Annotated in this window: 15 protein-coding genes; all 15 read left to right on the top strand. The window is 69.5% G+C overall.

Annotated elements, in window-relative coordinates; genetic code table 11:
- Positions 1 to 26 precede the first annotated feature (26 nt).
- On the top strand, positions 27 to 1811 hold the full coding sequence (locus CDN99_RS16340; RefSeq protein ID WP_238139554.1) for an ABC transporter substrate-binding protein: 1785 nt from the start codon (positions 27 to 29) through the stop codon (positions 1809 to 1811).
- Positions 1812 to 1826: 15 nt separating this feature from the next.
- Positions 1827 to 3731 (top strand): ABC transporter substrate-binding protein, encoded by a 1905-nt coding sequence (locus CDN99_RS16335; RefSeq protein ID WP_088385946.1) that lies wholly within the window; start codon positions 1827 to 1829, stop codon positions 3729 to 3731.
- 56 nt (positions 3732 to 3787) lie between these two features.
- A complete protein-coding gene (locus CDN99_RS16330) occupies positions 3788 to 5713 on the top strand; it encodes an ABC transporter substrate-binding protein (RefSeq protein WP_088385945.1) in 1926 nt (641 codons plus the stop codon).
- 96 nt (positions 5714 to 5809) lie between these two features.
- Positions 5810 to 7897: an acetoacetate--CoA ligase gene (locus CDN99_RS16325; RefSeq protein ID WP_088385944.1), complete on the top strand. Its 2088-nt coding sequence runs from the start codon at positions 5810 to 5812 to the stop codon at positions 7895 to 7897.
- Positions 7898 to 8399: 502 nt separating this feature from the next.
- Positions 8400 to 9035, top strand: a complete 636-nt coding sequence (locus tag CDN99_RS16320; protein ID WP_088385943.1) for a PEP-CTERM sorting domain-containing protein — start codon at positions 8400 to 8402, stop codon at positions 9033 to 9035.
- An 11-nt stretch (positions 9036 to 9046) separates the two neighbouring features.
- Complete coding sequence (locus CDN99_RS16315; RefSeq protein ID WP_088385942.1) at positions 9047 to 11236, top strand: phosphocholine-specific phospholipase C; 2190 nt, start codon at positions 9047 to 9049, stop codon at positions 11234 to 11236.
- A gap of 83 nt (positions 11237 to 11319) precedes the next feature.
- Positions 11320 to 12192, top strand: a complete 873-nt coding sequence (locus tag CDN99_RS16310; protein WP_088385941.1) for a DUF1444 domain-containing protein — start codon at positions 11320 to 11322, stop codon at positions 12190 to 12192.
- 126 nt (positions 12193 to 12318) lie between these two features.
- Positions 12319 to 12714: a DUF4398 domain-containing protein gene (locus CDN99_RS16305; protein ID WP_088385940.1), complete on the top strand. Its 396-nt coding sequence runs from the start codon at positions 12319 to 12321 to the stop codon at positions 12712 to 12714.
- A gap of 33 nt (positions 12715 to 12747) precedes the next feature.
- Positions 12748 to 13617, top strand: coding sequence for an OmpA family protein (locus CDN99_RS16300; RefSeq protein ID WP_088385939.1), 870 nt, complete (start codon positions 12748 to 12750; stop codon positions 13615 to 13617).
- Positions 13618 to 13799: 182 nt separating this feature from the next.
- The gene (locus tag CDN99_RS16295; protein ID WP_088385938.1) at positions 13800 to 15467 is read left to right on the top strand and encodes an Eco57I restriction-modification methylase domain-containing protein; all 1668 of its coding nucleotides are present in this window, start codon (positions 13800 to 13802) and stop codon (positions 15465 to 15467) included.
- On the top strand, positions 15418 to 16476 hold the full coding sequence (locus tag CDN99_RS16290) for a hypothetical protein (RefSeq protein WP_202820286.1): 1059 nt from the start codon (positions 15418 to 15420) through the stop codon (positions 16474 to 16476). The genes CDN99_RS16295 and CDN99_RS16290 overlap by 50 nt, the downstream gene beginning before the upstream one ends.
- Before the next feature lie 45 nt (positions 16477 to 16521).
- On the top strand, positions 16522 to 17901 hold the full coding sequence (locus CDN99_RS16285; RefSeq protein ID WP_088385936.1) for a TAXI family TRAP transporter solute-binding subunit: 1380 nt from the start codon (positions 16522 to 16524) through the stop codon (positions 17899 to 17901).
- Between the two features lie 212 nt (positions 17902 to 18113).
- Complete coding sequence (locus CDN99_RS16280) at positions 18114 to 18515, top strand: GntR family transcriptional regulator (protein WP_088385935.1); 402 nt, start codon at positions 18114 to 18116, stop codon at positions 18513 to 18515.
- Positions 18512 to 19441 carry an ABC transporter ATP-binding protein gene (locus CDN99_RS16275; protein ID WP_088385934.1) on the top strand — a complete coding sequence of 310 codons (930 nt, stop codon included), beginning with the start codon at positions 18512 to 18514 and terminating at the stop codon, positions 19439 to 19441. Before CDN99_RS16280 ends, CDN99_RS16275 begins: the two co-directional genes overlap by 4 nt.
- Positions 19438 to 20910 carry a hypothetical protein gene (locus tag CDN99_RS16270; RefSeq protein ID WP_088385933.1) on the top strand — a complete coding sequence of 491 codons (1473 nt, stop codon included), beginning with the start codon at positions 19438 to 19440 and terminating at the stop codon, positions 20908 to 20910. Before CDN99_RS16275 ends, CDN99_RS16270 begins: the two co-directional genes overlap by 4 nt.
- Positions 20911 to 20936: the final 26 nt, after the last annotated feature.

Genomic DNA, 20936 nt, shown 5'->3' with positions numbered 1-20936 from the left:
CGATCTTTCTTTCGGCATCCATGACGATGGGCACGGGTGTCGCGCGGGCGCAGGACGCGCCCGCCGCTTCCGCGCCGAAGGTGCTGCGTTACGCGATCCGCGTGGCCGAGACCGGCTTCGATCCTGCGCAGGTCACCGACCTCTACTCGCGCAACATCACTGCCGGCATCTTCGACGCGCCGCTGCGCTACAGCTATCTGGGCCGGCCCTACCGGCTGGAGCCTGCCGTCACCGACGGCATGCCCGAGGTCAGCGACGACGCGCGGCGCTTCGTCTTCAAGCTCAAGCAGGGCGTCTACTTCAACGACGATCCGGCCTTCAAGGGCAAGCAGCGCGAGCTGGTCGCGGCCGATCTGATCTACACGATCAAGCGCCACTACGACCCGCGCGTGAAGAGCGGCCACCTCTATCGCTTCGAGGGCGCCAAGATCCTGGGCCTGTCCGAGGTGCGCGCCGAGGCGCTGAAGAACAAGATGCCGTTCGACTACGACCGTCCCGTCGACGGCCTGCGCGCGCTGGACCGCTACACGGTCGAGATCCGCGTGGCCAACAGCGATCCGCGCCTGCTGTACCACTTCGCCGATCCGATGGTGGGCATCATGGCCCGCGAGGTCGTGGAGTTCTACGGCGACAAGATCATGGAACACCCGGTGGGCACCGGCGCGTGGCGCCTGGGTGAATGGCGGCGTTCGTCGCGCATCGTGCTGGAGAAGAATCCCGGTTTCCGCGACGAGCGTTATCACGAGCAGGCACCGCAGGGCGCCAAGCCCGAGCTGGTCGAGGCGGTGCGCCGCCTGCAGGGCCGCAAGCTGCCGATGCTGGACCGTGTCGAGATCGCGGTGATCGAGGAAAGCCAGCCGCGCTGGCTGTCGTTCCTGCGCAAGGAGTTCGACCTGCTCGACGACCTGCCGGCGGAGTTCGCGCCGATCGGCATGCCGCAGAACAAGCTCGCGCCCAACCTGGCCAAGGAAGGCGTCAAGGCCGTGCGCTACGAGCGCGCGGACGTGGCGATCTCCTACTTCAACATGGAAGACCCGGTGGTGGGCGGCTACACGCCCGAGAAGATCGCGCTGCGCCGCGCCATCGCCATGGGCGTGGACCTGGACCAGGAAATCCGCCTGCCGCGCCGCGGCCAGGCCATTCCCGCGCAGGGCATCATCTCGCCGGGCGTGACCGGCTACGACAAGCAGCTGAAGTCGGAGATGAGCCAGTTCGACCGCGCCCGCGCCAAGGCCCTGCTCGATCTGTACGGCTACGTCGACAAGAACGGCGACGGCTGGCGCGACCAGCCCGACGGCAGCCCGCTGGTGCTGGAGTACTCCACCCAGCCCGACGGCCAGAACCGCCAGCTCGCCGAGCTGTGGCAGAAGAACATGGACGCGCTGGGCATCCGCATCCGCTTCAAGATCGCGAAGTGGCCGGAGAACCTCAAGGCCGCCAACGCCGGCAAGCTCATGATGTGGGGCATGGGCTGGAGCGCCGACGTGCCGGACGGCGAGAACTTCCTGGGCCTGGGCTACGTCGGCAGCAAGGGCCAGTCCAACAAGGCGCGCTTCGACCTGCCCGAGTTCAACGCCCTGTATCGCCAGCAGCACGGCATGCCGGACGGACCCGAGCGCCTGGCGGTGATGGACAAGGCCAACCGGCTGATGATCGCGTACATGCCCTACAAGGTCCATGTGCACCGCATCTTCACCGACATGACGCAGCCCTGGGTGATCGGCTACGACAAGAACCTCTACCAGCGCGATTTCTACTCGTACGTCGACATCGACGACGAGGCGCTGAAGAAGGCCCATCCGAAGAAGTAAGCCCGCAGAGCCGCCATGACGACGTACCGCGCCCGACCCGTTCCCTCGATCCTGCGCGGCGCGTTGCTCGCGGCGGCGCTGGCGCTGACCGCCGCCGTCGCGGCCGCCGCGTCGCAGGCTGCTTCGCCGACCGCGCCCTCGACCGCATCGCAGGCCGTGTCGCCCGATGCCGTGGCGACGCCGCCCAAGGTGCTGCGCTACGCCTTCCGCGTCGCGGAGACCGGCTTCGATCCCGCCAAGATCACCGATCTGTACTCGCGCATGATCACGCCCCACATCTTCGAGGGGCTCTACACCTACGACCAGCTCGCGCGGCCCGCGCAGCTCAAGCCGCTGACGGCGGCGGCGTTGCCGGAGTCCTCGGACGACTACCGCGTCTGGACCGTGCGGCTGCGTCCCGGCATCTACTTCGCCGACGATCCCGCGTTCAAGGGCAAGCGGCGTGAACTGGTCGCCGAGGACTACGTCTACTCGATCAAGCGCTTCGCCGATCCGGCCGTCGCTTCGCCCACCTGGAGCGAGATCGAGGAGCTGGAGCTGATCGGCCTGAACGAGTACCGCGACCGCATCCGCAAGGCCGGCAAACCCTTCGATTACGACACGCCCATCGAGGGCCTGCGCGCTGTCGACCGCTACACGCTGCAGTTCAAGTCGCACGCGACGCGGCCGCGGCTGATGGAGGTCTTCGCGCAGGGCGACCTGTACGGCGCCGTCGCGCGCGAGGTCATCGAGGCCTATCCGGGCGATTCGATGGCGCACCCGGTCGGCACGGGCCCGTTCGTGCTCAAGCACTGGCGGCGCAGCTCGCAGATGGTGCTGGAGCGCAATCCCGGCTATCGCGAGCGCTACTACGACCAGGAAGTCCATCCGGCCGACGACGACGTGGAGGGGCAGGCCCTCATGGCACGCTTCAAGGGCCGCCGCCTGCCCATGATCGATCGGGTCGAGGTGAACATCATCGAAGAGAACCAGCCGCGCTGGCTGTCCTTCCTCAACGGCGAGTACGACTTCATCGAGCGCACGCCGGAGGACTTCATGACGCAGGCCACGCCCAACGGCAAGATCGCGCCCAACCTGGAGAAGCAGGGCAAGCATGCCTACCGGACCGTGGCGTCCGACGTGCTGTTCACGGTCTTCAACATGGAGGACGCGGTCGTGGGCGGCTACACGCCCGACAGGATCGCGCTGCGCCGCGCGATCGCCCTGGCCATCGACGTGGACCGCGAACTGCGCCTGGTGCGCCGCGGACAGGCCGTGCGGGCGCAGTCGCTCTACATGCCGGGCACGACCGGCTACGACCCGGCCTTCCGCAGCGAGATGGGCGATTTCGATCCGGCGCGCGCCCGCGCCTTGCTGGATCTGTACGGCTATGTCGACAAGGACGGCGACGGCTGGCGCGATCTGCCCGACGGCCGCCCGCTGGTGCTGGAGAGCCTGACCACGCCCGAGCTGTTCCAGCGCCAGATCGACGAGATCGTGCAGAAGAACCTGGCCGCCATCGGCGTGCGCATCGTCTTCAAGCCGGCGAAGTGGCCGGAGAACCTCAAGGCGCTGCGCGCTGGCAAGTATCAGATCTGGTCGCTGGCGACGTCGGCGTCCAAGCCCGATGGACAGGACTCGCTGTCGCGCATGTACAGCGGCCAGATCGGCGCGCAGAACTACGCGCGCTTCCGGCTCGCCGCCGTCGACAAGCTCTACGACGAGGCCTCGCACCTGCCCGACGGTCCCGAGCGCCTGAAGATCTTCGACGAGACCAAGCGCTACGCCACGGCCTACATGCCCTACAAGTACCGCGGCCACCGCTTCATCACCGACATCGCCCAGCCGCAGCTGATCGGCTACCGCCGCCCGCAGTTCTGGCAGAACTGGTGGGAGTACGTCGACATCGACGCCGACGCGGCCGCGAAGTACAGGCACTAGCCGCGCCGCTTCGTTCCCGCTTCGTCCTCGATAGCCCCCAGCCTCGACCAGCGCCCATGCGATCACGTCCCAGCGTTCTTCGGCAACGATTCCACGGGCTGGCGCGGCGAGGGCTCGCGGCGTTGGTGACGACGGCCTCGGCGCTCGCTGTCGTGGCCGGCCTGGGCGGCGCCGCGCACGCCGCGCCGCCGCAGCCGCCGCAGCCGCCGACGGCCGGCAAGGTCGACGGGAAGGCGGCCGGCAAGCCGGCGGCGCAGGAGAAGGTCCTGCGCTACGCCTTCCTGGTCGCCGAGACCGGTTTCGATCCGGCGCAGGTGAGCGACCTGTACTCGCGCATCGTCATCGCGCACATCTTCGACTCGCTGTACGGCTACGACTACCTGGCGCGGCCGTTCAAGCTCAAGCCCAACACGGCGGCGGCGATGCCGGAGGTCTCGGAGGACTTCCGCACTTGGACGATCCGCCTGCGGCCCGGCATCTACTTCGCCGAGGACCCCGCCTTCAAGGGCCAGCGCCGCGAGCTGACGGCGCAGGACTACGTCTACAGCCTCAAGCGTTTCTACGACCCGGCGGTGAAGAGCCCGCTGTACTCGAGCTTTCGGCAGGAGGGCATCGCGGGCCTCCAGGCGCTGCGCGACGAGGCGCTGAAGAGCAAGCGGCCCTTCGACTACGACAAGCCGGTCGAGGGCGTGCGCGCGCTGGATCGCTATACGCTGCAGTTCAAGCTGGAAGAGCCGCGGCCGCGCTTCATCTACAACCTGACCAGCGGCGACATCTACGGCGCCCTCGCGCGCGAGGTGGTCGAGACCTACGGCGACCGGATCATGGAGCACCCCGTGGGCACCGGTCCGTTCAAGCTGGACCGCTGGCGGCGCAGCTCGCAGATCCGGCTGGTGCGCAACCCCGGCTTCCGCGACGTCTACTGGGACGCGCAGCCCAACCCCGACGATGCCGAGGGCCAGGCGCTGGTGAAGCTCTTCAAGGGCCGCAAGCAGCCGATGGTGGACGCGGTGGAGATCAGCATCATCGAGGAGGGCCAGCCGCGCTGGCTGTCCTTCCTGGGGCGCGAGTTCGACCTGCTCTACCTGCTGCCCGAGGAGTTCGCTGAAGTCGCGCTGCCGCACGGCAAGATCGCGCCCAACCTGGAGAAGCAGGGCATCCAGCTGTACCGCGTGCTGGCGAGCGACCGCACGATGTATTACTTCAACATGGAGGATCCGGTCGTCGGCGGCTACACGCCGGAGAAGGTCGCGCTGCGCCGCGCCATCGGCCTGGCGACGGACATCCCGACCGAGATCGCCACCGCGCGCCGCCAGCAGGCGGTGCCGGCGCAATCGGTGGTCGCGCCGCTGACCTGGGGTTACGACGAGCACTTCAAGAGCGAGAACAGCGACTTCGACATCCCGCGCGCGAAGGCGCTGCTGGACACCTACGGTTATGTCGACAAGGACGGCGACGGCTGGCGCGACATGCCCGACGGCAGCCCGTTGGTGCTGGAGGTCGCGTCCACGCCGGACTCCCGCTCCAAGCCCTACGACGAGCTGTGGAAGCGCGACATGGACAAGCTCGGCATCCGCCTGCGCATCCGCACCGCGCAGTGGCCCGAGAACCTGAAGGCGGCGCGCGCGGGGCAGCTCATGATCTGGCAACTGGGCTTCAACAGCTCGACGCCGGACGCGCAGCTCGGCCTGGAGCTGCTGTACGGCCCGGCGTCGGGCGGGCAGAACCTGGGCCGCTTCAAGCTGGAGCGCTACGACGAGATCTACCGCCGCATGATGGTGCTGCCCGACGGCCCCGAGCGCGCGGCGCTGCTGCGCGAGGCGCAGAAGCTGCTGACCGCGTACATGCCGCAGAAGTACCGCGTCCACCGCATCGTCAACGACCTGGCGCAGCCGTGGCTGATCGGCTACCGCCGGCCGTTCTTCAACCAGGTCTTCTGGCAGTACGTGGACATCGACACGGCGAAGCTGCCCAGGCGCTGAGGGCGCCGCGGTCACGTGCGTGACGGCGGCGGCGGGGGAACTCCGCTACCGTCGTGACTCCGAGGTCCCGGTCACGAGGACCCGCAAGGAGACCGCATGCAGCCCGCGCAGACATCGAGTGCCTCGGCGACCCCGTCGACGCCAACGTCCACGTCCTTGTCCGCGCCGGTGCCCCAGATCGAGCACTACCGCCGTTTCCTGCGCGAGCGCCACGGCCTCGTCTTCGAGGACTACGCGGCGTTGTGGGGCTGGTCGGTGACCGAGCTGGACGCGTTCTGGCGCAGCATTTGGGACCACTTCGACCTGCGCTCGGCGACGCCGTTCGAGCGGGCGCTCTGCGAGGAGCGCATGCCCGGCGCGGTGTGGTTCCGCGGCGCGATGCTGAACGTGGCGTCGCAGGCGTTGCGACATGTCGATGCCGCCGAGGCGGCTGGCCATCCGGCCATCGTGCATGCCGACGAGGCGATGCTGGCGCGCGGCGAGCTCGGCGAGATGCGCTGGCCCGAATTGCGCCGGCAGGTCGGCGCGCTGGCGGCGTCCCTGCACGACCTGGGCGTGCGGCGTGGCGACCGCGTCGTCGCCTACCTGCCCAACGTGCCGGCGACGGCGGTCGCCTTCCTCGCGGTGGCGAGCCTCGGCGCGGTGTGGTCGGTGTGCTCGCCGGACATGGGGCCGGTGGCCGTGCTGGACCGCTTCAGGCAGATCGAGCCCAAGGTGCTGATCGCCGCCGACGGCGTGCGCTACGCCGGGCAGGCCATCGATCGCCTGGGCCTGCTGGCCGATCTGCTGGGCGAGCTGCCGACGGTGACGGACGTGGTGCTGCTGGGCAACCTCGATGCCCACGCCGATCCGGCGCCGCTGGCTGCCACCACGCGACGCGCGCATCGCTGGGACGCGCTGGTCGCTCATGCGCGACCGCGCGAGCCGGACGCCGTGCCCTTCGACCATCCGCTGTGGATCGTCTATTCCAGCGGCACCACGGGGCTGCCCAAACCCATCGTGCACGGTCACGGCGGCGTGATGCTGGAGATGCTCAAAGGCGCGCTCCACAACAATGTCGGCGCGTCGGCGGACACGGGTGATCGCTTCCATTGGTACAGCTCCACCGGCTGGATCATGTGGAACTGCCAAGTCGGCGCGCTGATGGGCGGCACGACGATCTGCCTCTTCGACGGCAGCCCGGCCGGCCCGAAGGAGGCGCCGGACTGGTCCACGCTGTGGCGCTTCGTCGCGCTGTCGGGCGCGACCTTCTTCGGCGCCGGCGCGGCGTTCTACGCAAGCTGCCTGAAGGCCGGCGTCGAGCCGATGAAACACGGCGACCTGAGCCGCCTGCGCGCGATCGGCAGCACCGGCAGCCCGCTCGCCGACGAGAGCTACGACTGGATCTGGGCCAATTGCCCCAAGCCCGGTGGCGCGCCGATCTGGATCTGCATCATCAGCGGGGGCACCGACTTCGCGGGGGCCTTCCTGACCGGCCTGATCACCGAGCCGCTGGTGCGCGGGCAGATGCAGGTGCGCAGCCTGGGCGCGGCGGTGCACGCGTTCGGCGAGGCCGACGGACAGGGGCTCGGCCGGCCGCTGATCGACGAGGTCGGCGAGCTGGTCTGTGCCCGCCCGATGCCGTCGATGCCGCTGTACTTCTGGGGCGACCAGGACAACGAGCGCTACCTGTCGAGCTACTTCGACATGTACCGCGGCGCGGCCGGCGAGGGCATCTGGCGCCATGGCGACTGGCTGCGCATCACCCCGTCGGGCGGCGGCATCATCTACGGCCGCTCCGACGCGACGATCAACCGCCACGGCATCCGCATGGGCACGGCGGAGCTGTACCGCGCGGTGGAGACGCATCCGGAGGTGCTGGACAGCCTGGTGGTGGACCTGGAGTACCTGGGGCGCCCGAGCTGCCTGCTGCTGTTCGTGCAGTTGCGCGCGGGCCAGGCGCTGGACGCGGCGTTGCAGCAGCGGCTGCGGGACTCGATCAAGCAGGCGCTGTCGGCGCGCCATGTGCCGGACGAGATCCATCAGGTCGAGGCCGTACCCCGCACGCTGTCGGGCAAGAAGATGGAGCTGCCGATCAAGAAGCTGCTGCTCGGCGCCGCGGCCGAGCTGGTCATGAAGCGCGACGCGATGGCGAATGCAGAGGTGGTGGGGTGGTATCAGCGCTTCGCGAGCGAGAGGCAATGACGGGCCGACGGACCGATCGATCGCAACGCTCGATGACGGCCGCGGCGAGCATCGGTTGCTCGCGTGGCATCCCGACGGAGAGGTCTCGTTTCAGCTGGTAGTCCGCCACGACGCGAAGACATCGCTGCGTCTCGCAGTTGATCACCGCTCCTCTTCCTCCGAAAGGCGGTTCCGATGGGCGATCTGACGAGGGCAGGTCGGTCCCACTGTCGAAACACAGGAGCGATCGCGACGACGCGTCGTCGGGGTGCCGGCGCGCCGGGCCGGACGCATCCCGTCACATCCGTGACCACTTTCGCCACGCCCGGCGTTACATGACGCCGCCGCGTCGGTTCCGCGACGCGCCCCCGCTTCCCGCGACAGGGACCCCCTCGGGCAAGTTCCAGGCCCGTCGTTGACACCGTCCCTTCACCGGTCTGTCACCCCGCCCTCTGAACATCCGCCGCGCTCGCCGTCACGACCTGACCCCGTGATGCCTCCTCCCCGTCCCTTTGGAGTTCCCATGCGCAAGCTTCTCGCCCGCCTCACCCGGCTGTCGGCCCTTGTTCCGCTGACCCTGGCCCTGGCCGCCCCGTTCGCCTCCGCCACGGTGGTGACCTTCGACGACCTCGGCGACGACGGCCTCGTCCCCGCCAACTACGGCGGCCTCGACTGGTCCGCCAGCTCCTGGTTCCAGTTCTCCGGCGAGCAGTCGCCCTACACCGCCCACTCCGGCGACCGCCGCGCCACGCTCGGCTTCGATGGTTCCAGCGCCACCAGCGCCATCGGCTTCCTGGCGCCCAGCGTCTTCAACGGTGCCTGGTTCGCCGGCTTCCAGGGCGTGAACGTCGCCATCGACCTGTACTTCGGCGGCGCGCTGGTCGCGTCCACCGCCACGCTGGGCCTGGGCGAGACCCCAGCCTTCCTGGACAGCGGCTACGGCGGCTTCGTCGACCGCATCGTCTTCCGCAGCAACGATCCGGCCTTCTTCGTCATGGACGACCTGACCTTCACCGCCGCCGTGCCCGAGCCCGCCTCCGGCGCGCTGGCGCTGGGCGGCCTGGCCGTCGCGGTCATGGTCGTGCGCCGCCGCAAGGCCGCGCTGAACGGCGCCGACGAGGCCGCCAACGACGCCAACGCCACCGCCCGCAACGCCTGAGGAGCCCCGCCATGACGCAACAGCAACCGCCCCGCCGCCAGTTCCTCCGCGCCGTCGCCGGCGCCGCCGGCGCGACCGCCGCGCTGACCAGCTTCCCGCCGGCCATCGCCCGGGCGCTGTCGATCAGCGCCGCCGTGCGCACCGGCACCATCCGCGACGTCGAGCACATCGTCATCCTGACGCAGGAGAACCGCTCCTTCGACCACTACTTCGGCACCATGAACGGCGTGCGCGGCTTCGCCGATCCGTTCCCGCCGCCGGTGGCCGACTCGGCCAACGTCAAGGGCCGCAACGTCTGGGTCCAGCCCACCGTCAACAACGCCGCCCCCGGCGCCATCGCGCCGTTCCATCTGAACACCGCGCAGAACTTCGCCTTCATGCGCGTCAGCGGCACGCCGCACTCGTGGACCGACGCGCAGGCCGCGTGGGACCACGGCCGCATGAACAACTGGCCCAAGGCCAAGCAGAACCATTCGATGGGCCACTTCAAGGAACAGGAACTGCCGTTCCAGTTCGCCCTGGCCAACGCGTTCACGCTGTGCGACGCCTACCACTGCGCCTCGCAGACCGGCACCAACACCAACCGCCTGTTCCTGTGGACCGGCACCAACGATCCGCTGCGCCTGGGCAACGGCCCCTCCACGGACAACAGCCACGACTGGTTCAACGCCAACCCGCTCACCGACTACACCTGGACCACCTACCCCGAGCGCCTGCAGTCGGCCGGCATCAGCTGGCAGGTCTACCAGAACATGGCGGACAACTTCACCGACAACTCGCTCGCCGGCTTCAAGGTGTTCCGCGACGGCTGGTACAACCGCCCGGGCTTCTCGCAGGTGCTGAAGGACCGCGGCATCTCCACGCGCGACCTCGACCTGTTGCGCGACGACGTCGTCAACAACCGCCTGCCGCAGGTGTCGTGGATCGTGGCCACGGCCGAAGGCTCCGAGCATCCGGGCCCGTCCAGCCCCGCGCAAGGCGCCGACTACACCTCCAAGGTGCTGGACGCGCTGACGTCGAATCCGGACGTGTGGAGCAAGACCGTCCTGTTCATCAACTTCGACGAGAACGACGGCTTCTTCGACCACATGCCGCCGCCTGCCGCGCCGTCCTACACGACGTGGAACGCCGATCCCGCCAAGGCCGCGCTGGCCGGCGCGTCGACGGTGGACTTCACCGGCGAGCATTGCGAGATCCTCAACGGCGCCTCCGCCACCTACCTGCACCGGCCGTACGGCATGGGCCCGCGCGTGCCGATGTACATCGTGTCGCCGTGGAGCAAGGGCGGCTGGGTCAACTCGCAGGTCGCGGACCACACCTCGGTGCTGCGCTTCGTCGAAGCCCGTTTCGGCGTGATGGAGCCCAACATCAGCGCCTGGCGCCGCGCGGTCGCCGGTGACCTGACCTCGTGCTTCAACTTCGCGGATCCCGAGGACAGCGCGTTCTTCTCCAGGCTGCCCGCCACCGTCGCGCTGGCCAACCGGGCGCGCGCGCTGCCCGGCACCACGACGCCGCCGGTGCCCGGCGCGCTGCAGCTGCCGTCGCAAAACGCCGGCGTGCGTCCCGCCCGCGCCTTGCCCTACGACCTGCAGGCCACCGCCGCGCTGACGCCCGGCGCCGGCCCGAACGCGACGGCCATCGCGGTGACGTTCCAGAACACCGGCACCGCCGCCGCCGTGTTCCACGTCTACGACCGCCTGCGCCTGACCGAGATCCCGCGCCGCTACACGGTCGAGCCCGGCAAGCAACTGGTGGGCAGCTTCGCACCGCAGACCACCGGCGCCTACGACCTCTGGATCCTGGGCCCGAACGGATTCCATCGCCACCTCGCCGGCAACGCGCGGCGCGCGGCGGCGGCGGGCCAGCCCAATCCGGACGTCGTCGCCAAGGCCAGCGCGGCCACCGGCGAGCTGGTGCTGACGCTGGTCAACACGGGACCGGTCGCCGCGACCTTCACCGTCGGCCACAACAAGTACCAGAGCGTCGCGCCGCGCTCCGTCAACGTCCCGGCGCGCAGCAGCAGCGAGCTGCGCGTGGGCGTGGCCGTCAGCGCGCACTGGTACGACGTGTCGGTGCGGGTGGCGGGTCAGGCGGACTTCCTGCGCCGCTTCGCCGGCCACATCGAGACCGGCCAGCCGTCGATCAGCGATCCGGCGATGGAAGGCCAGGCCGTCGCCGACCAGTACCGCGTGCAGGGCTGAGCCCGCGCGGCCGGTACGGCTCGCGAAGCGCGGGATCGCTGCTTGCCCCAAGGGGGCCTCCCCATGGAAACACGGAGGTCCCCATGCCCAACCAGCGTTCCCGACTTCGCCACGCCCTGGCCGCCACGGCGGCCGCCGCCGCGCTCCTTCAGGGGCCCGCGTTCGCGCAGGCCGTGGCCGTGCCGCAGGACGCGGCCGGCTTCACCGACTACGTCGCCGGGCTGCTGCGCCAGCAGCTCGGCAACGAGACCGTCTCGGTGCGCGAGCCGCTGACGCTCGGCATCGCCGACCAGCGGTCCAGGCTCGACAAGCTCTACGCCGGCTGCCAGTCCAATCGCGGCAACTGCGCCGACGACGTGAGCGTCTTCGTCAAGACGACCGCCGAGCATTTCCGCGCCTCGACCATTCCCGCCACGCGTGAATCGTTGCGACTCGCGGTGCGCACCGCGCAGTCGGTGCAACAGGCCCAGCGCGAAGCCGGCGGCGACGCCACCACCTTCCGGCCACGACCCTTCGTCGGCCCGTTGGTGATCGTGCCGGTCTTCGACACCGCGCGTGCCACGCGGCTGGTCAGCGAGAAGGACTACAAGACGCTCAACCTGTCGGTGGACCAGGTGCGCGACGAAGCGCGCAAGAACACCTACAACGCGCTGCCGCAGGTGCTGCAGACCGCCAGGCCGGCGGAGCCGGGACAGGTGGCCAAGCTCGACGGCGTGGTGCCGCAGCCCGGCCGGCTGGTCTTCATCGACGACTGGAAGCCGCTGGCCGACGCGCAGCGCGGCACGCTGATCGTCGCGGCGCCAGCCAACGACACGGTGCTCTACGTCGGTGACGACGTGCCGGCCACGCTCGATGCGTTGCGCGGGCAGGTGCGGGAGATCATGGGCAAGTCGGCCAATCCGCTGTCGGACGTGCTGCTGCGGTGGTCGCCGTCGGGGTGGGTGCCGCTGCGATGACGTCGAGGCGCGAGGGCTCGCCGCTTGACGGGTTCCGACGCGGCGGCGAGTGAGCCCAAGCAGTGGCGTGCCGGGCAAGGTACGGCGATTGCCCGAGGGACACATCGTCAATTCCGAAAGCCATGCATGCCTTACCAGCCTCTCCCCCGCAGGGTCCTGGCCGCGGCGGTCTTCGTCGCGATCGCAGCCACCGGTTGCGCCGCCAACAAGGTTGAAACCGCGAGCCAGCTCGGCGAGAGCCGCGGCGCGCTGGAAGCGGCCCAGGCCAGCCTGGGCAACAGCGACTCGCCCGATCTGGCGATCGCTCGCGCCCGCCTGGCCGAGGCGCAGGACGCCGCAAGGAAGGGCGATCACGCGCTCGCCCGCCGCAAGGCCGACGAGGCCGATGCCGCGGCGGCCCTTGCGCGGTCCAAGGGCGCCCGCGATCGCTCGGAGAAGGCATCCGATGAACTGGATCGCAGCCTGGCGAGCTTGCGCGACGAGCTCAATCGCCAGCCCGGCGCCGGCGGCCCGGGCCGCTGATCCCTCGGCGACGGACGACATCAAGGAATCATCATGAAAAAACTTTGGAACCTCGCTGGCGGTCTCACGGCATTGGCCCTTGCGGCCTGTTCCAGCGTGCCCGTCCCCAACACCGGACTGGAAGCGGCCAGGAGGGACTACCTGCAAGCCAACAGCGACCCCAACGTCGGCCGCTATGCCTCGGCGGAGCTGACCAAGGCCCGCGAAGCCCTCGACCGGGCCGAGAACGCCTGGAAGGAACGGGCCGACCCGGCCAGTGTCGACAGCGCCGCCAGCGTGGCCGCTCAACGCGCTCAGGTCGCCATCAACATGGGCGCCGCCCGTGCCGCCGACGCCAGGGTCGAGGCGGCGGGCATCGAGCGTGAACGCCTGAGGGCGGAGGTCCGGACCCGCCAGGCGCAGACGGCCACGGCCCAGGCGCAAGTGGCGCAAGGCCAGGCGGCGACCGCCGAAGCCGCGGCCATGGCCGCCTCGGAGCGCGCCAACCGCCTGCAGCGCGAGCTCGCGGAAATGCAGGCCAGGCCGACGCCCCAGGGGCTGGTGGTCATGCTGCAGGACGTGCTGTTCGATACCGGCAAGGCGACGCTCAAGGAAGGCGCCTACAGCCGTCTCGACACGCTGGCCTCCGCGCTGCGCAATCATCCCGAGCGGCGCATCCTGATCGAAGGATTCACCGACAGCGTGGGCAGCGCGGCCAGCAACGTCACGCTCTCGCGAGCGCGTGCGGAATCGGTGCGCGACGCGCTGGTCCAGCGCGGCGTCGCGGCCGAGCGCATCGATACCCGCGGGAACGGGGAAGCGCGTCCCGTCGCCTCCAACGACAACGCGAGCGGTAGGCAGCAGAACCGTCGTGTCGAGATCGTCTTCTCGGATGAGCGAGGTGCGTTTTCGGTCGCTCGCTGATCGTTGATCGCGCTCGCCGACGATCGTCGCCAGGCCCGGCCTGACGCGGTTGTCGGCGGGTTGTTTGACGCGCCAGCGGCAACCCCCGTTGCGGGGCATGCTCGGCTCTCGTCATTTGCTCCACCTGCGGTGGGGTGTGTGGAACCGCGGCCTCCTCGACGACAGGCCCCGTAGAATGATGCGTGGTTTCTCCCAGCCTGATTCACCCGAACGACACGCCCGGCCTCCGCAAGGGACGCGGGGCGTTTTTTACGCCGGCGCTCATCACGGCGTTCCTGGCGAATTGGGCGATCCAAACCGGGTCGGATCGGGTCCTGGAGCCATCGGCCGGCGATGCGGCGTTCCTCGTCGCAGCGGTTGAGCGACTGGCCCAGCTGCGCCGTCGCAAGAGCACGGATCCTGAGGTCGACGGTGTCGAGATCCATGCGCACAGCGCAAAGATCGCACGGCAACGAGTTCGAGAATCAGGCGGCAAGGCCCATGTGCGCGAAAGCGATTTTTTCGACGTCGCGCCTGAGCCTGTCTACGACGCGGTGATCGGGAATCCCCCCTACATCCGCTATCAAAACTTCTCGGGCGAGGCTCGTGCGAAATCGCGCCAGGCGGCCCTTCGAGGTGGAGTCGCGCTCACGGGACTTGCCTCCAGCTGGGCCGCCTTCACGGTTCACTCCGCCTTGTTCTTGAAGCGGGGAGGGCGGCTCGGCCTTGTCCTGCCCGCGGAACTCCTCTCGGTCAATTACGCGGCGCCGGTCCGTCAGTTCCTCTTCGACCGCTTTCGGAGGGTCGAGCTCGTCTTGTTCACCGAACAGGTGTTCCCCGAAGCCGAGGCCGACGTGGTGCTTCTGCTGGCCGAGGGTTATGGTGAAGGCCCGGCCGGGCACGCGACGATCCGACAGGCGAAGAACGCGGCCAGCCTTGCGGCGCTGGAGGCCGGCCAGTCATGGAAACCAGCGGATCCGGCCGCCAAGTGGACGGGCAGTCTCGTGGACGAGGCTGCCCTGGACGCCTTGGGCGCGCTCACGTCCGGCAGTCATTTTTCGTCGCTGGAGAGCTGGGGCGATACGACCCTCGGCATCGTCACCGGCAACAACAAGTACTTCGCACTCTCCCCCGCCCGGGCCAGGGAACTGGGTTTGCGAGCCAATGAGTTGCTGCCGCTGTCGCCGCCGGGGAGCAAGCATTTGCGCGGGCTCGATCTGACGCCCGAGCTGCTGGCAAGGCTGGGCAAGGACGGCCAGTCGACGCGGCTCTTCTACCCGAGGACGCAACCCTCGAATGAGGCACAGGCTTACATCGAAGATGGACACCGCACGGGGGTCGACACGGCGTACAAATGCCGCGTGCGCAAAGTGTGGTTCCGAGTGCCGCTCGTGCGGCCCGCCGACCTGCTCCTGACCTGCATGAACGCGGACACGCCGCGGCTCGTGGCGAACGAAGCGGGGGCCTATCACCTGAACTCCGTGCACGGGGTCTACCTTCGCGAGGCCGAGCGGGATATCGGGCGCGAACTACTGTCTCTGGCGAGCTTGAATTCAGCCACCTTGATGCATGCCGAGATGGTGGGCCGAGCCTACGGCGGCGGCATCCTGAAGCTGGAGCCGAAGGAGGCCGATGTCTGGGCGGTGCCCTCCAGCCTGCTGGTGCGCTCGCGTGCGGCGGCGCTGCGCGCGGCGAAGAGCGCGGTGGCCGATCTTCTGACCAGGGGAGATCTCTTGGGCGCGGTCGATCTGGTGGACCGGGCGCTGTTGATTGACGGGCGCGTGCTGTCGGTGGAGCAGATGGGCAGGATGAGAGCCGCACGTGAGCGGCTGGCAAGTCGGAGAGAAGCGAGGTCGCACGGTGGCAGCTGAGAAGTCCGCAAAGGCAAAGGCGTGGACCCTCTTCGATCGAATCGTCGATCGGGCGGCGCCCGAAGGCGTGCACACCAATCCGTGGGTCAAGGACGCCTCGGGCAAGCGCCACTTCCAGCCTGACTACGACACGCTGAGCCTGTTGCTGGGCGTGCCGTTGTTCCTGAAGGCGAATACCCAGTCCGGCGTGCCGGCGCTGGCGTTGGACGTCTGGCTCAGCTACGAGCTCAGGCGCGCAGGTTTCGGGAAAGACCAGACCTGGCCCCGTCCGACGCATCCGCGCATCCTGCCGTCCTCGGTGGCCAACCTCCTCGAAGAGCTCACCGCCAAGGAGGCGGGGCCCGTCCGGGCGAAGGTGGAGCGCAAGAGTGCCATCAAAGGCGTGACTGCTTCCAGCGCCTCCATCCTGGGGAAGAACTACACCAAACAGGTGGACGTCATCATCACGGATTGGTCCACCGGACCGGAGCTCCTGATTTCCACGAAGCGCATGGATTCGTCGTTCGGCAAGAACGCGCCCAACCGCATCGAGGAGTCCTACGGCGACGCGAAGAACCTCCGACTGCGTCATCCCCTCGCGGCGCTGGGTTTCATGTTCGGGCTGAACGCCGTGATCTTGCGCGAGGAGCCGGGAACCGCCGAATGGCTCTTCGATCTGCTGATCAAACTTGGGCAGGAAGATGATGCCTACCACGCCACCGGTCTGGTGCTGATGGAGTATGGAGACGACGCCGTGCTTCCAGACGACGGCGAGGAGCCTGCTGTCGAAGCACTGGCCGAGCCCGGCGTCGAAGCCGAAGAGGACTCGGCTCCAGTCGTGGACGCGGTCGGCGATATTGACCTGACGATCGCGAATCTGCCAAAGGTTCGGCTGCGGCTGGATGCGACCCCCGACGAGCTGATGCCCAGCCGGTTCCTCGCCGCGATGGTGGAACGCGTGCTCGGCATCACGCCGGTGACCATGCACCGCGGAGCACGTCGACACCGTGCGGAAGCACGTCAACTTTGACCTTGCGGGCAGGTCCGTGACCTTGCTCGCTCAGGATGGCAAGCGATGACCCCGATTCAGCAATGGCATGCCACCCGCAGCCTGCGCCTGCTGCTGCAGACGCTGCGCGACATGATGGTCTCGATGGGGCCGTTGCTGCTGCTCGGCGGCGGCCTGCTGGTAGCGGCCTACTGGTGGCTGGATCCGCAGCCGCCGCGGCAGGTGCGGCTGGCCACCGGCCCGGCCGGCAGCGCCTACGCCGGCTTCGGCGAGGGTTATGCGAAGGCGCTGGCGCGCGAGCGCATCCAGGTCGAGCTGATCGCCAGCGAAGGCGCGCAGGACGATCTGGCCCATCTGCGCGCGGGCTCGGCCGATGTGGGCTTCGTACGCGGCGGCATGGCCGATCCGGCCGCCGATACCGAGGCTGGCATCGTCTCGCTGGGCAGCCTGTTCTACGAGCCGATCTGGATCTTCTATCGCCGCGACCTCGCCATCGCGCGCCGTCAGCCCGGCGGTGAACTGCAGCGCTTGGCCCAACTGCGCGGCCTGCGAGTCAACGTGGACCAGGACGGCAGCGGCGTGCCGCAGATCGTCGAGAAGCTGCTGGCGCTGAACCAGCTGAAGCCGACCGATCTGCGGCTGTCCAATCTGGCGCCCGACGCCGCCGGCGCGGCGCTGCGCGAGGGCCGGCTGGACGCCACGGTGCTGATCTCGGCGCCGCAGGCCGGGCTGATCCGCGCGCTGCTGCGCGACCCGGCCATCGCATTGATGGCCTTCGAGCAGAACGAGGCCTACTCGCGCCATCTGCCCTTCCTGTCCACCGTGACGCTGCCGCGCGGTGTGGTGGACCTGGCGGCCGATTTGCCGCCGCACGACGTGCCGCTGCTGGCCACCACCACCGCGCTGCTGGCGCGCGAGCAGACACACCCTGCGCTGCGCCAGCTGTTCGCGCAGGCCGCGCTGAGCCAGCACAGCGAGGCCGGCTGGTTCAATGGCGCGCGCGACTTCCCCAACACCCGCACCAGCGAGCTGCCGGTCAGCGCCGAGGGCGACCGCGCGATCAACGGCACGCCGCCGGGCTGGGCGCGCTACCTGCCCTTCTGGGCCGGCAATCTGCTGGAACGCATGTGGCTGGTGGTCGGCGGCCTGCTGGTGCTGATGCTGCCGCTGTCGCGCGTGGTGCCGCCGCTCTACACCTTCCGCGTGCGCTCGCGCGTGTTCCGCTGGTATGCGCGGCTGCGCGAGGTGGAGGCAAAGCTGGAAACCGGCACCGGCGAGCGCGAGGCCTTGCTCGACGAGCTGGACGAGCTGGACCGCGTCACGCACCGCATTGCGGTGCCGCTGTCCTATGCCGAAGAGCTCTACGCGCTGCGCAACAACATCCATGCGGTGCGCAAGCGCCTGCTGGCGCAGCGGCCCCGGCCGACCGACGGACCGGCCGGCTGATCGACGAGCGGCGCGGTGGCGCGCTGCCTGCCCCTTTCGCCATCCGGTCCGATCCCGGGCATGCGCCCGAGTGTTTCAGGTGGGAAACGTTAGCCGGCGCACTCGCGTCCCACCGCCCTGGCTGCAAGCCCCCATTGACAGCCTCCATCCACGTGTACTACTGTACTAGTACACGTTAGCCAACGTCATCCCCGACGACCGAGGCCCCGCCGATGGAATCCGACCTGTTCTTCAGCATCAACCCCGGTTCGACCGAGCCCATCTACCGCCAGCTGGTGGAGCAGTTGCGCCGTCGCGTGGCCAGCGGGCAGCTGGTGGCGGGGCAGGAGATCCCCTCGGTGCGGGAGCTGGCGCAGGCGCTGGCGGTGCATCCGATGACGATCTCCAAGGCCTTCGGGCTGATGGAGGCCGAGGGGCTGGTGGAGCGCCGCCGCGGGCTGTCGATGGTGGTGGCGCAGCAGCATCAGAAAGCGATGAAGACGAAGTCGCGGGTGGAGTTGCTGCGGCCGACGCTGGAGAAGGCCGCCGCCGAGGCGCATCAACTGGAATTGCCGGCCGAGCAGGCCCTGGCGCTGTTCAAGGCGCTGCTGGAAGAGAAGGGAGAGTCGCGATGAATCAAACACTGACGATCGGCCAGGGAAGCGCGTCGGCGCAAGTCGGAGGCGCCGACGCGCTGACCGCGCCGCCGGTGCGGGCGAGCGGCCTGCGGGTCGATTTCAAGGGCCAGCCCGGCGTGCTGTCAGGGCTGGACTGGACGCTGGAGCCCGGGCAGGTCGTGGGCCTGCTGGGCCGCAACGGCGCCGGCAAGACCACGCTGCTGGAAACGCTGCTCGGCCTGCGCGAGTCGCAGGCCGGCGAGGTGCGGCTGTTCGGCCAGCCGGCGATGACGCCCGACGACGCGCTGCGCGAGCGGCTCGGCTACGTGCCCCAGCACGCCGCGCTGTTCGAGGACTTCAGCGTCGGCGATCTGCTGCGTTACTTCCGCAGCTTCTATCCGCGCTGGAACGACGCCAAGGTCGACGGCCTGATGTCGCGCTGGGAGATCCCGCGCGACCGCACCATCGGCAAGCTCTCGCAGGGCCAGCAGCAGCGCCTGTCGATCGTGCGGGCGCTGGCGCACGAGCCCGACCTGCTGGTGCTGGATGAACCCGTCGCCAGCCTCGACCCCGCCGGCCGGCGCGACTTCCTGCGCGAGCTCGTCGATCAGGTGCTCGATCGCGGCACCACGGTCGTGTTCTCGACGCACATCCTGTCCGACCTGGAGCGGGTGGCCTTCAACATCGCCTTCCTGCATGGCGGGCGCATCGTGCTGCAGGCGCCGCAGGACGCGCTGGCGGAGGAAGTGCGCTTGCTGGCCGGATCCGCGGCGGCGCTGGACGCGGCCGTGACCGCGCACGGCGGTCAGGTGCTGCGTCGGCGCGAGGCCGGCGGATCGTCGCGCTGGCTGGTGCGCTTCCCCGATCGCCAGCCGGCGAGCGACGCCACCTTGCGCTGCGAGGCGCTGAACCTCGAGGACCTCTTCCTGGAGCTGACGCAATGAGCGCCGTGCTGCCGTCCCCGGGGCTGGGCGGCCATGCGGCGGTGCTGGGCGTGACCTGGCGCAAGCTGCGGCGGCTGTGGTGGCTGCTGTTGCCGCTCGCGGGCATCACGGCGCTGGCGACGATGCGCTCAGCCTCAGCCGCGTTCGTGACCTTCTTCATCGCCGCGGCGATCGGGCTGCAATTCGTGTGGTGGTCCGCCGCCACGGCGTTGGCCGGTCAGAACCATCCGCTGGCGGCGCGCCTCGTGCCGGGCCAGGTGCGGCAGCTGCGCGAGACCGCGGTGGCGCTGTTTCTGCTGCTGGCGGTGCTCGGGGGCCTGGCGATGCACCAGGTCATGGGCGACGCGCTGGCGTGGACGATGGTGGCCGGCGCCGCCATGCTGGTCTTCGCCGCCGCGCTGCGCTGGCCGGCGCTGTGGATCCTGATGTGGCTGGTGCCGTCGGTGCTGCTGTCGCTGCTGCGCGGCACGGTGGCGTGGCAGATGTTTCTGGGCATGATGACGGACTGGCATCAGCGCCAGCCGATCGTCCAGACGGCCCTCGTCATGATCGCCCTGTGCGCGCTGCTGTGGCGCACCTTCCAGGACGGCGGCACCGCGCATGCGCGCCACTGGACGGCGGCGCGGCAGCTGCGGGAGGTGATGATGACGAACGGCGGCGCCAAGGGCGGCTGGCCCGATGGACGCCTTGGCATGGCGCTGAAGCGGTTCTTCCAATGGGGCCGGCCGTTCTGGTTCGACCACCTGCTCCGCACGGCCAGGCCGACTGCCGACAGCGTGGCGGCGCGCGCCGAAGTCGCCACGCTGCGCGGGCTTCATTGGTCGGTGTACGGCTCATCCTCCGCCATGGTGCTGGGGGCGCTGCTGCTGGGCGAGGCGGTGTTGCTCCTGGTCGTGGAGCCCGGTCGGGCGAGCCAGGCGATCCAGGGGGCGTTGCCGGGCGTGTCCATCGGGCTGATGAGCTCGCTGATGGGGCCGCTGTTCGGCATCGGCGGCACGCTGTACCAGACCCGGCACGAGCAGGCCCTGCTGTTGCTGGTGCCTGGCATGCCGCGCGGACCGTCGCTGAACCGGGTGCTGGCGCGACGTCAGCTGGGCCACTACCTGGCGATGTGGGCCGTCGGCGTCGGCATGATGACGTTGATGTGGGCGCTGGCGCCCGAGGCCGCCGAGGGCGCGTCGCGCAAGGCGTTGATCGGCCTGCACTTCGCGGCGGTGGCGCTGCCCTGCGGCGTGCTGATGTGGCGCGACTGGTCGCGCCAGGGCGCGCCCTCGGGCCAGCATGTGGCGCTGATGACGCTGGGCATGCTGGTGCTGATGGGCCTGAGCGCGATGGCGAGCGTGATGATGGAGTTCTCGCCGTGGTGGCCGGTGGCCGGGTCGGCGATCCTGACCGTGGCGCTCGTGGCCTGGCGCTGGCCGGCCTTGCGGGACATGGTGCCGTTCTGGCCGGTCGGGCGCGACGCCTGACCCCGGGGCCTGTGGGCCGCGGACCG

Origin of the sequence: Roseateles aquatilis, assembly GCF_002205645.1 — a bacterium.
Lineage (GTDB): Bacteria > Pseudomonadota > Gammaproteobacteria > Burkholderiales > Burkholderiaceae_C > Roseateles > Roseateles aquatilis.
This window is presented reverse-complemented; position numbering and strand designations above follow the sequence as displayed.

What these genes read in the sequence shown, in the direction of transcription:
- CDN99_RS16315 (WP_088385942.1), top strand. Translation starts at nt 9,047, where the DNA reads ATGACGCAACAGCAACCGCCCCGCCGCCAGTTCCTCCGCGCCGTCGCC.
- CDN99_RS16300 (WP_088385939.1), top strand. Translation starts at nt 12,748, where the DNA reads ATGAAAAAACTTTGGAACCTCGCTGGCGGTCTCACGGCATTGGCCCTT.
- CDN99_RS16270 (WP_088385933.1), top strand. Translation starts at nt 19,438, where the DNA reads ATGAGCGCCGTGCTGCCGTCCCCGGGGCTGGGCGGCCATGCGGCGGTG.
- CDN99_RS16325 (WP_088385944.1), top strand. Translation starts at nt 5,810, where the DNA reads ATGCAGCCCGCGCAGACATCGAGTGCCTCGGCGACCCCGTCGACGCCA.
- CDN99_RS16285 (WP_088385936.1), top strand. Translation starts at nt 16,522, where the DNA reads ATGACCCCGATTCAGCAATGGCATGCCACCCGCAGCCTGCGCCTGCTG.
- CDN99_RS16320 (WP_088385943.1), top strand. Translation starts at nt 8,400, where the DNA reads ATGCGCAAGCTTCTCGCCCGCCTCACCCGGCTGTCGGCCCTTGTTCCG.
- CDN99_RS16310 (WP_088385941.1), top strand. Translation starts at nt 11,320, where the DNA reads ATGCCCAACCAGCGTTCCCGACTTCGCCACGCCCTGGCCGCCACGGCG.
- CDN99_RS16275 (WP_088385934.1), top strand. Translation starts at nt 18,512, where the DNA reads ATGAATCAAACACTGACGATCGGCCAGGGAAGCGCGTCGGCGCAAGTC.
- CDN99_RS16340 (WP_238139554.1), top strand. Translation starts at nt 27, where the DNA reads ATGGGCACGGGTGTCGCGCGGGCGCAGGACGCGCCCGCCGCTTCCGCG.
- CDN99_RS16330 (WP_088385945.1), top strand. Translation starts at nt 3,788, where the DNA reads ATGCGATCACGTCCCAGCGTTCTTCGGCAACGATTCCACGGGCTGGCG.
- CDN99_RS16305 (WP_088385940.1), top strand. Translation starts at nt 12,319, where the DNA reads ATGCCTTACCAGCCTCTCCCCCGCAGGGTCCTGGCCGCGGCGGTCTTC.
- CDN99_RS16280 (WP_088385935.1), top strand. Translation starts at nt 18,114, where the DNA reads ATGGAATCCGACCTGTTCTTCAGCATCAACCCCGGTTCGACCGAGCCC.
- CDN99_RS16335 (WP_088385946.1), top strand. Translation starts at nt 1,827, where the DNA reads ATGACGACGTACCGCGCCCGACCCGTTCCCTCGATCCTGCGCGGCGCG.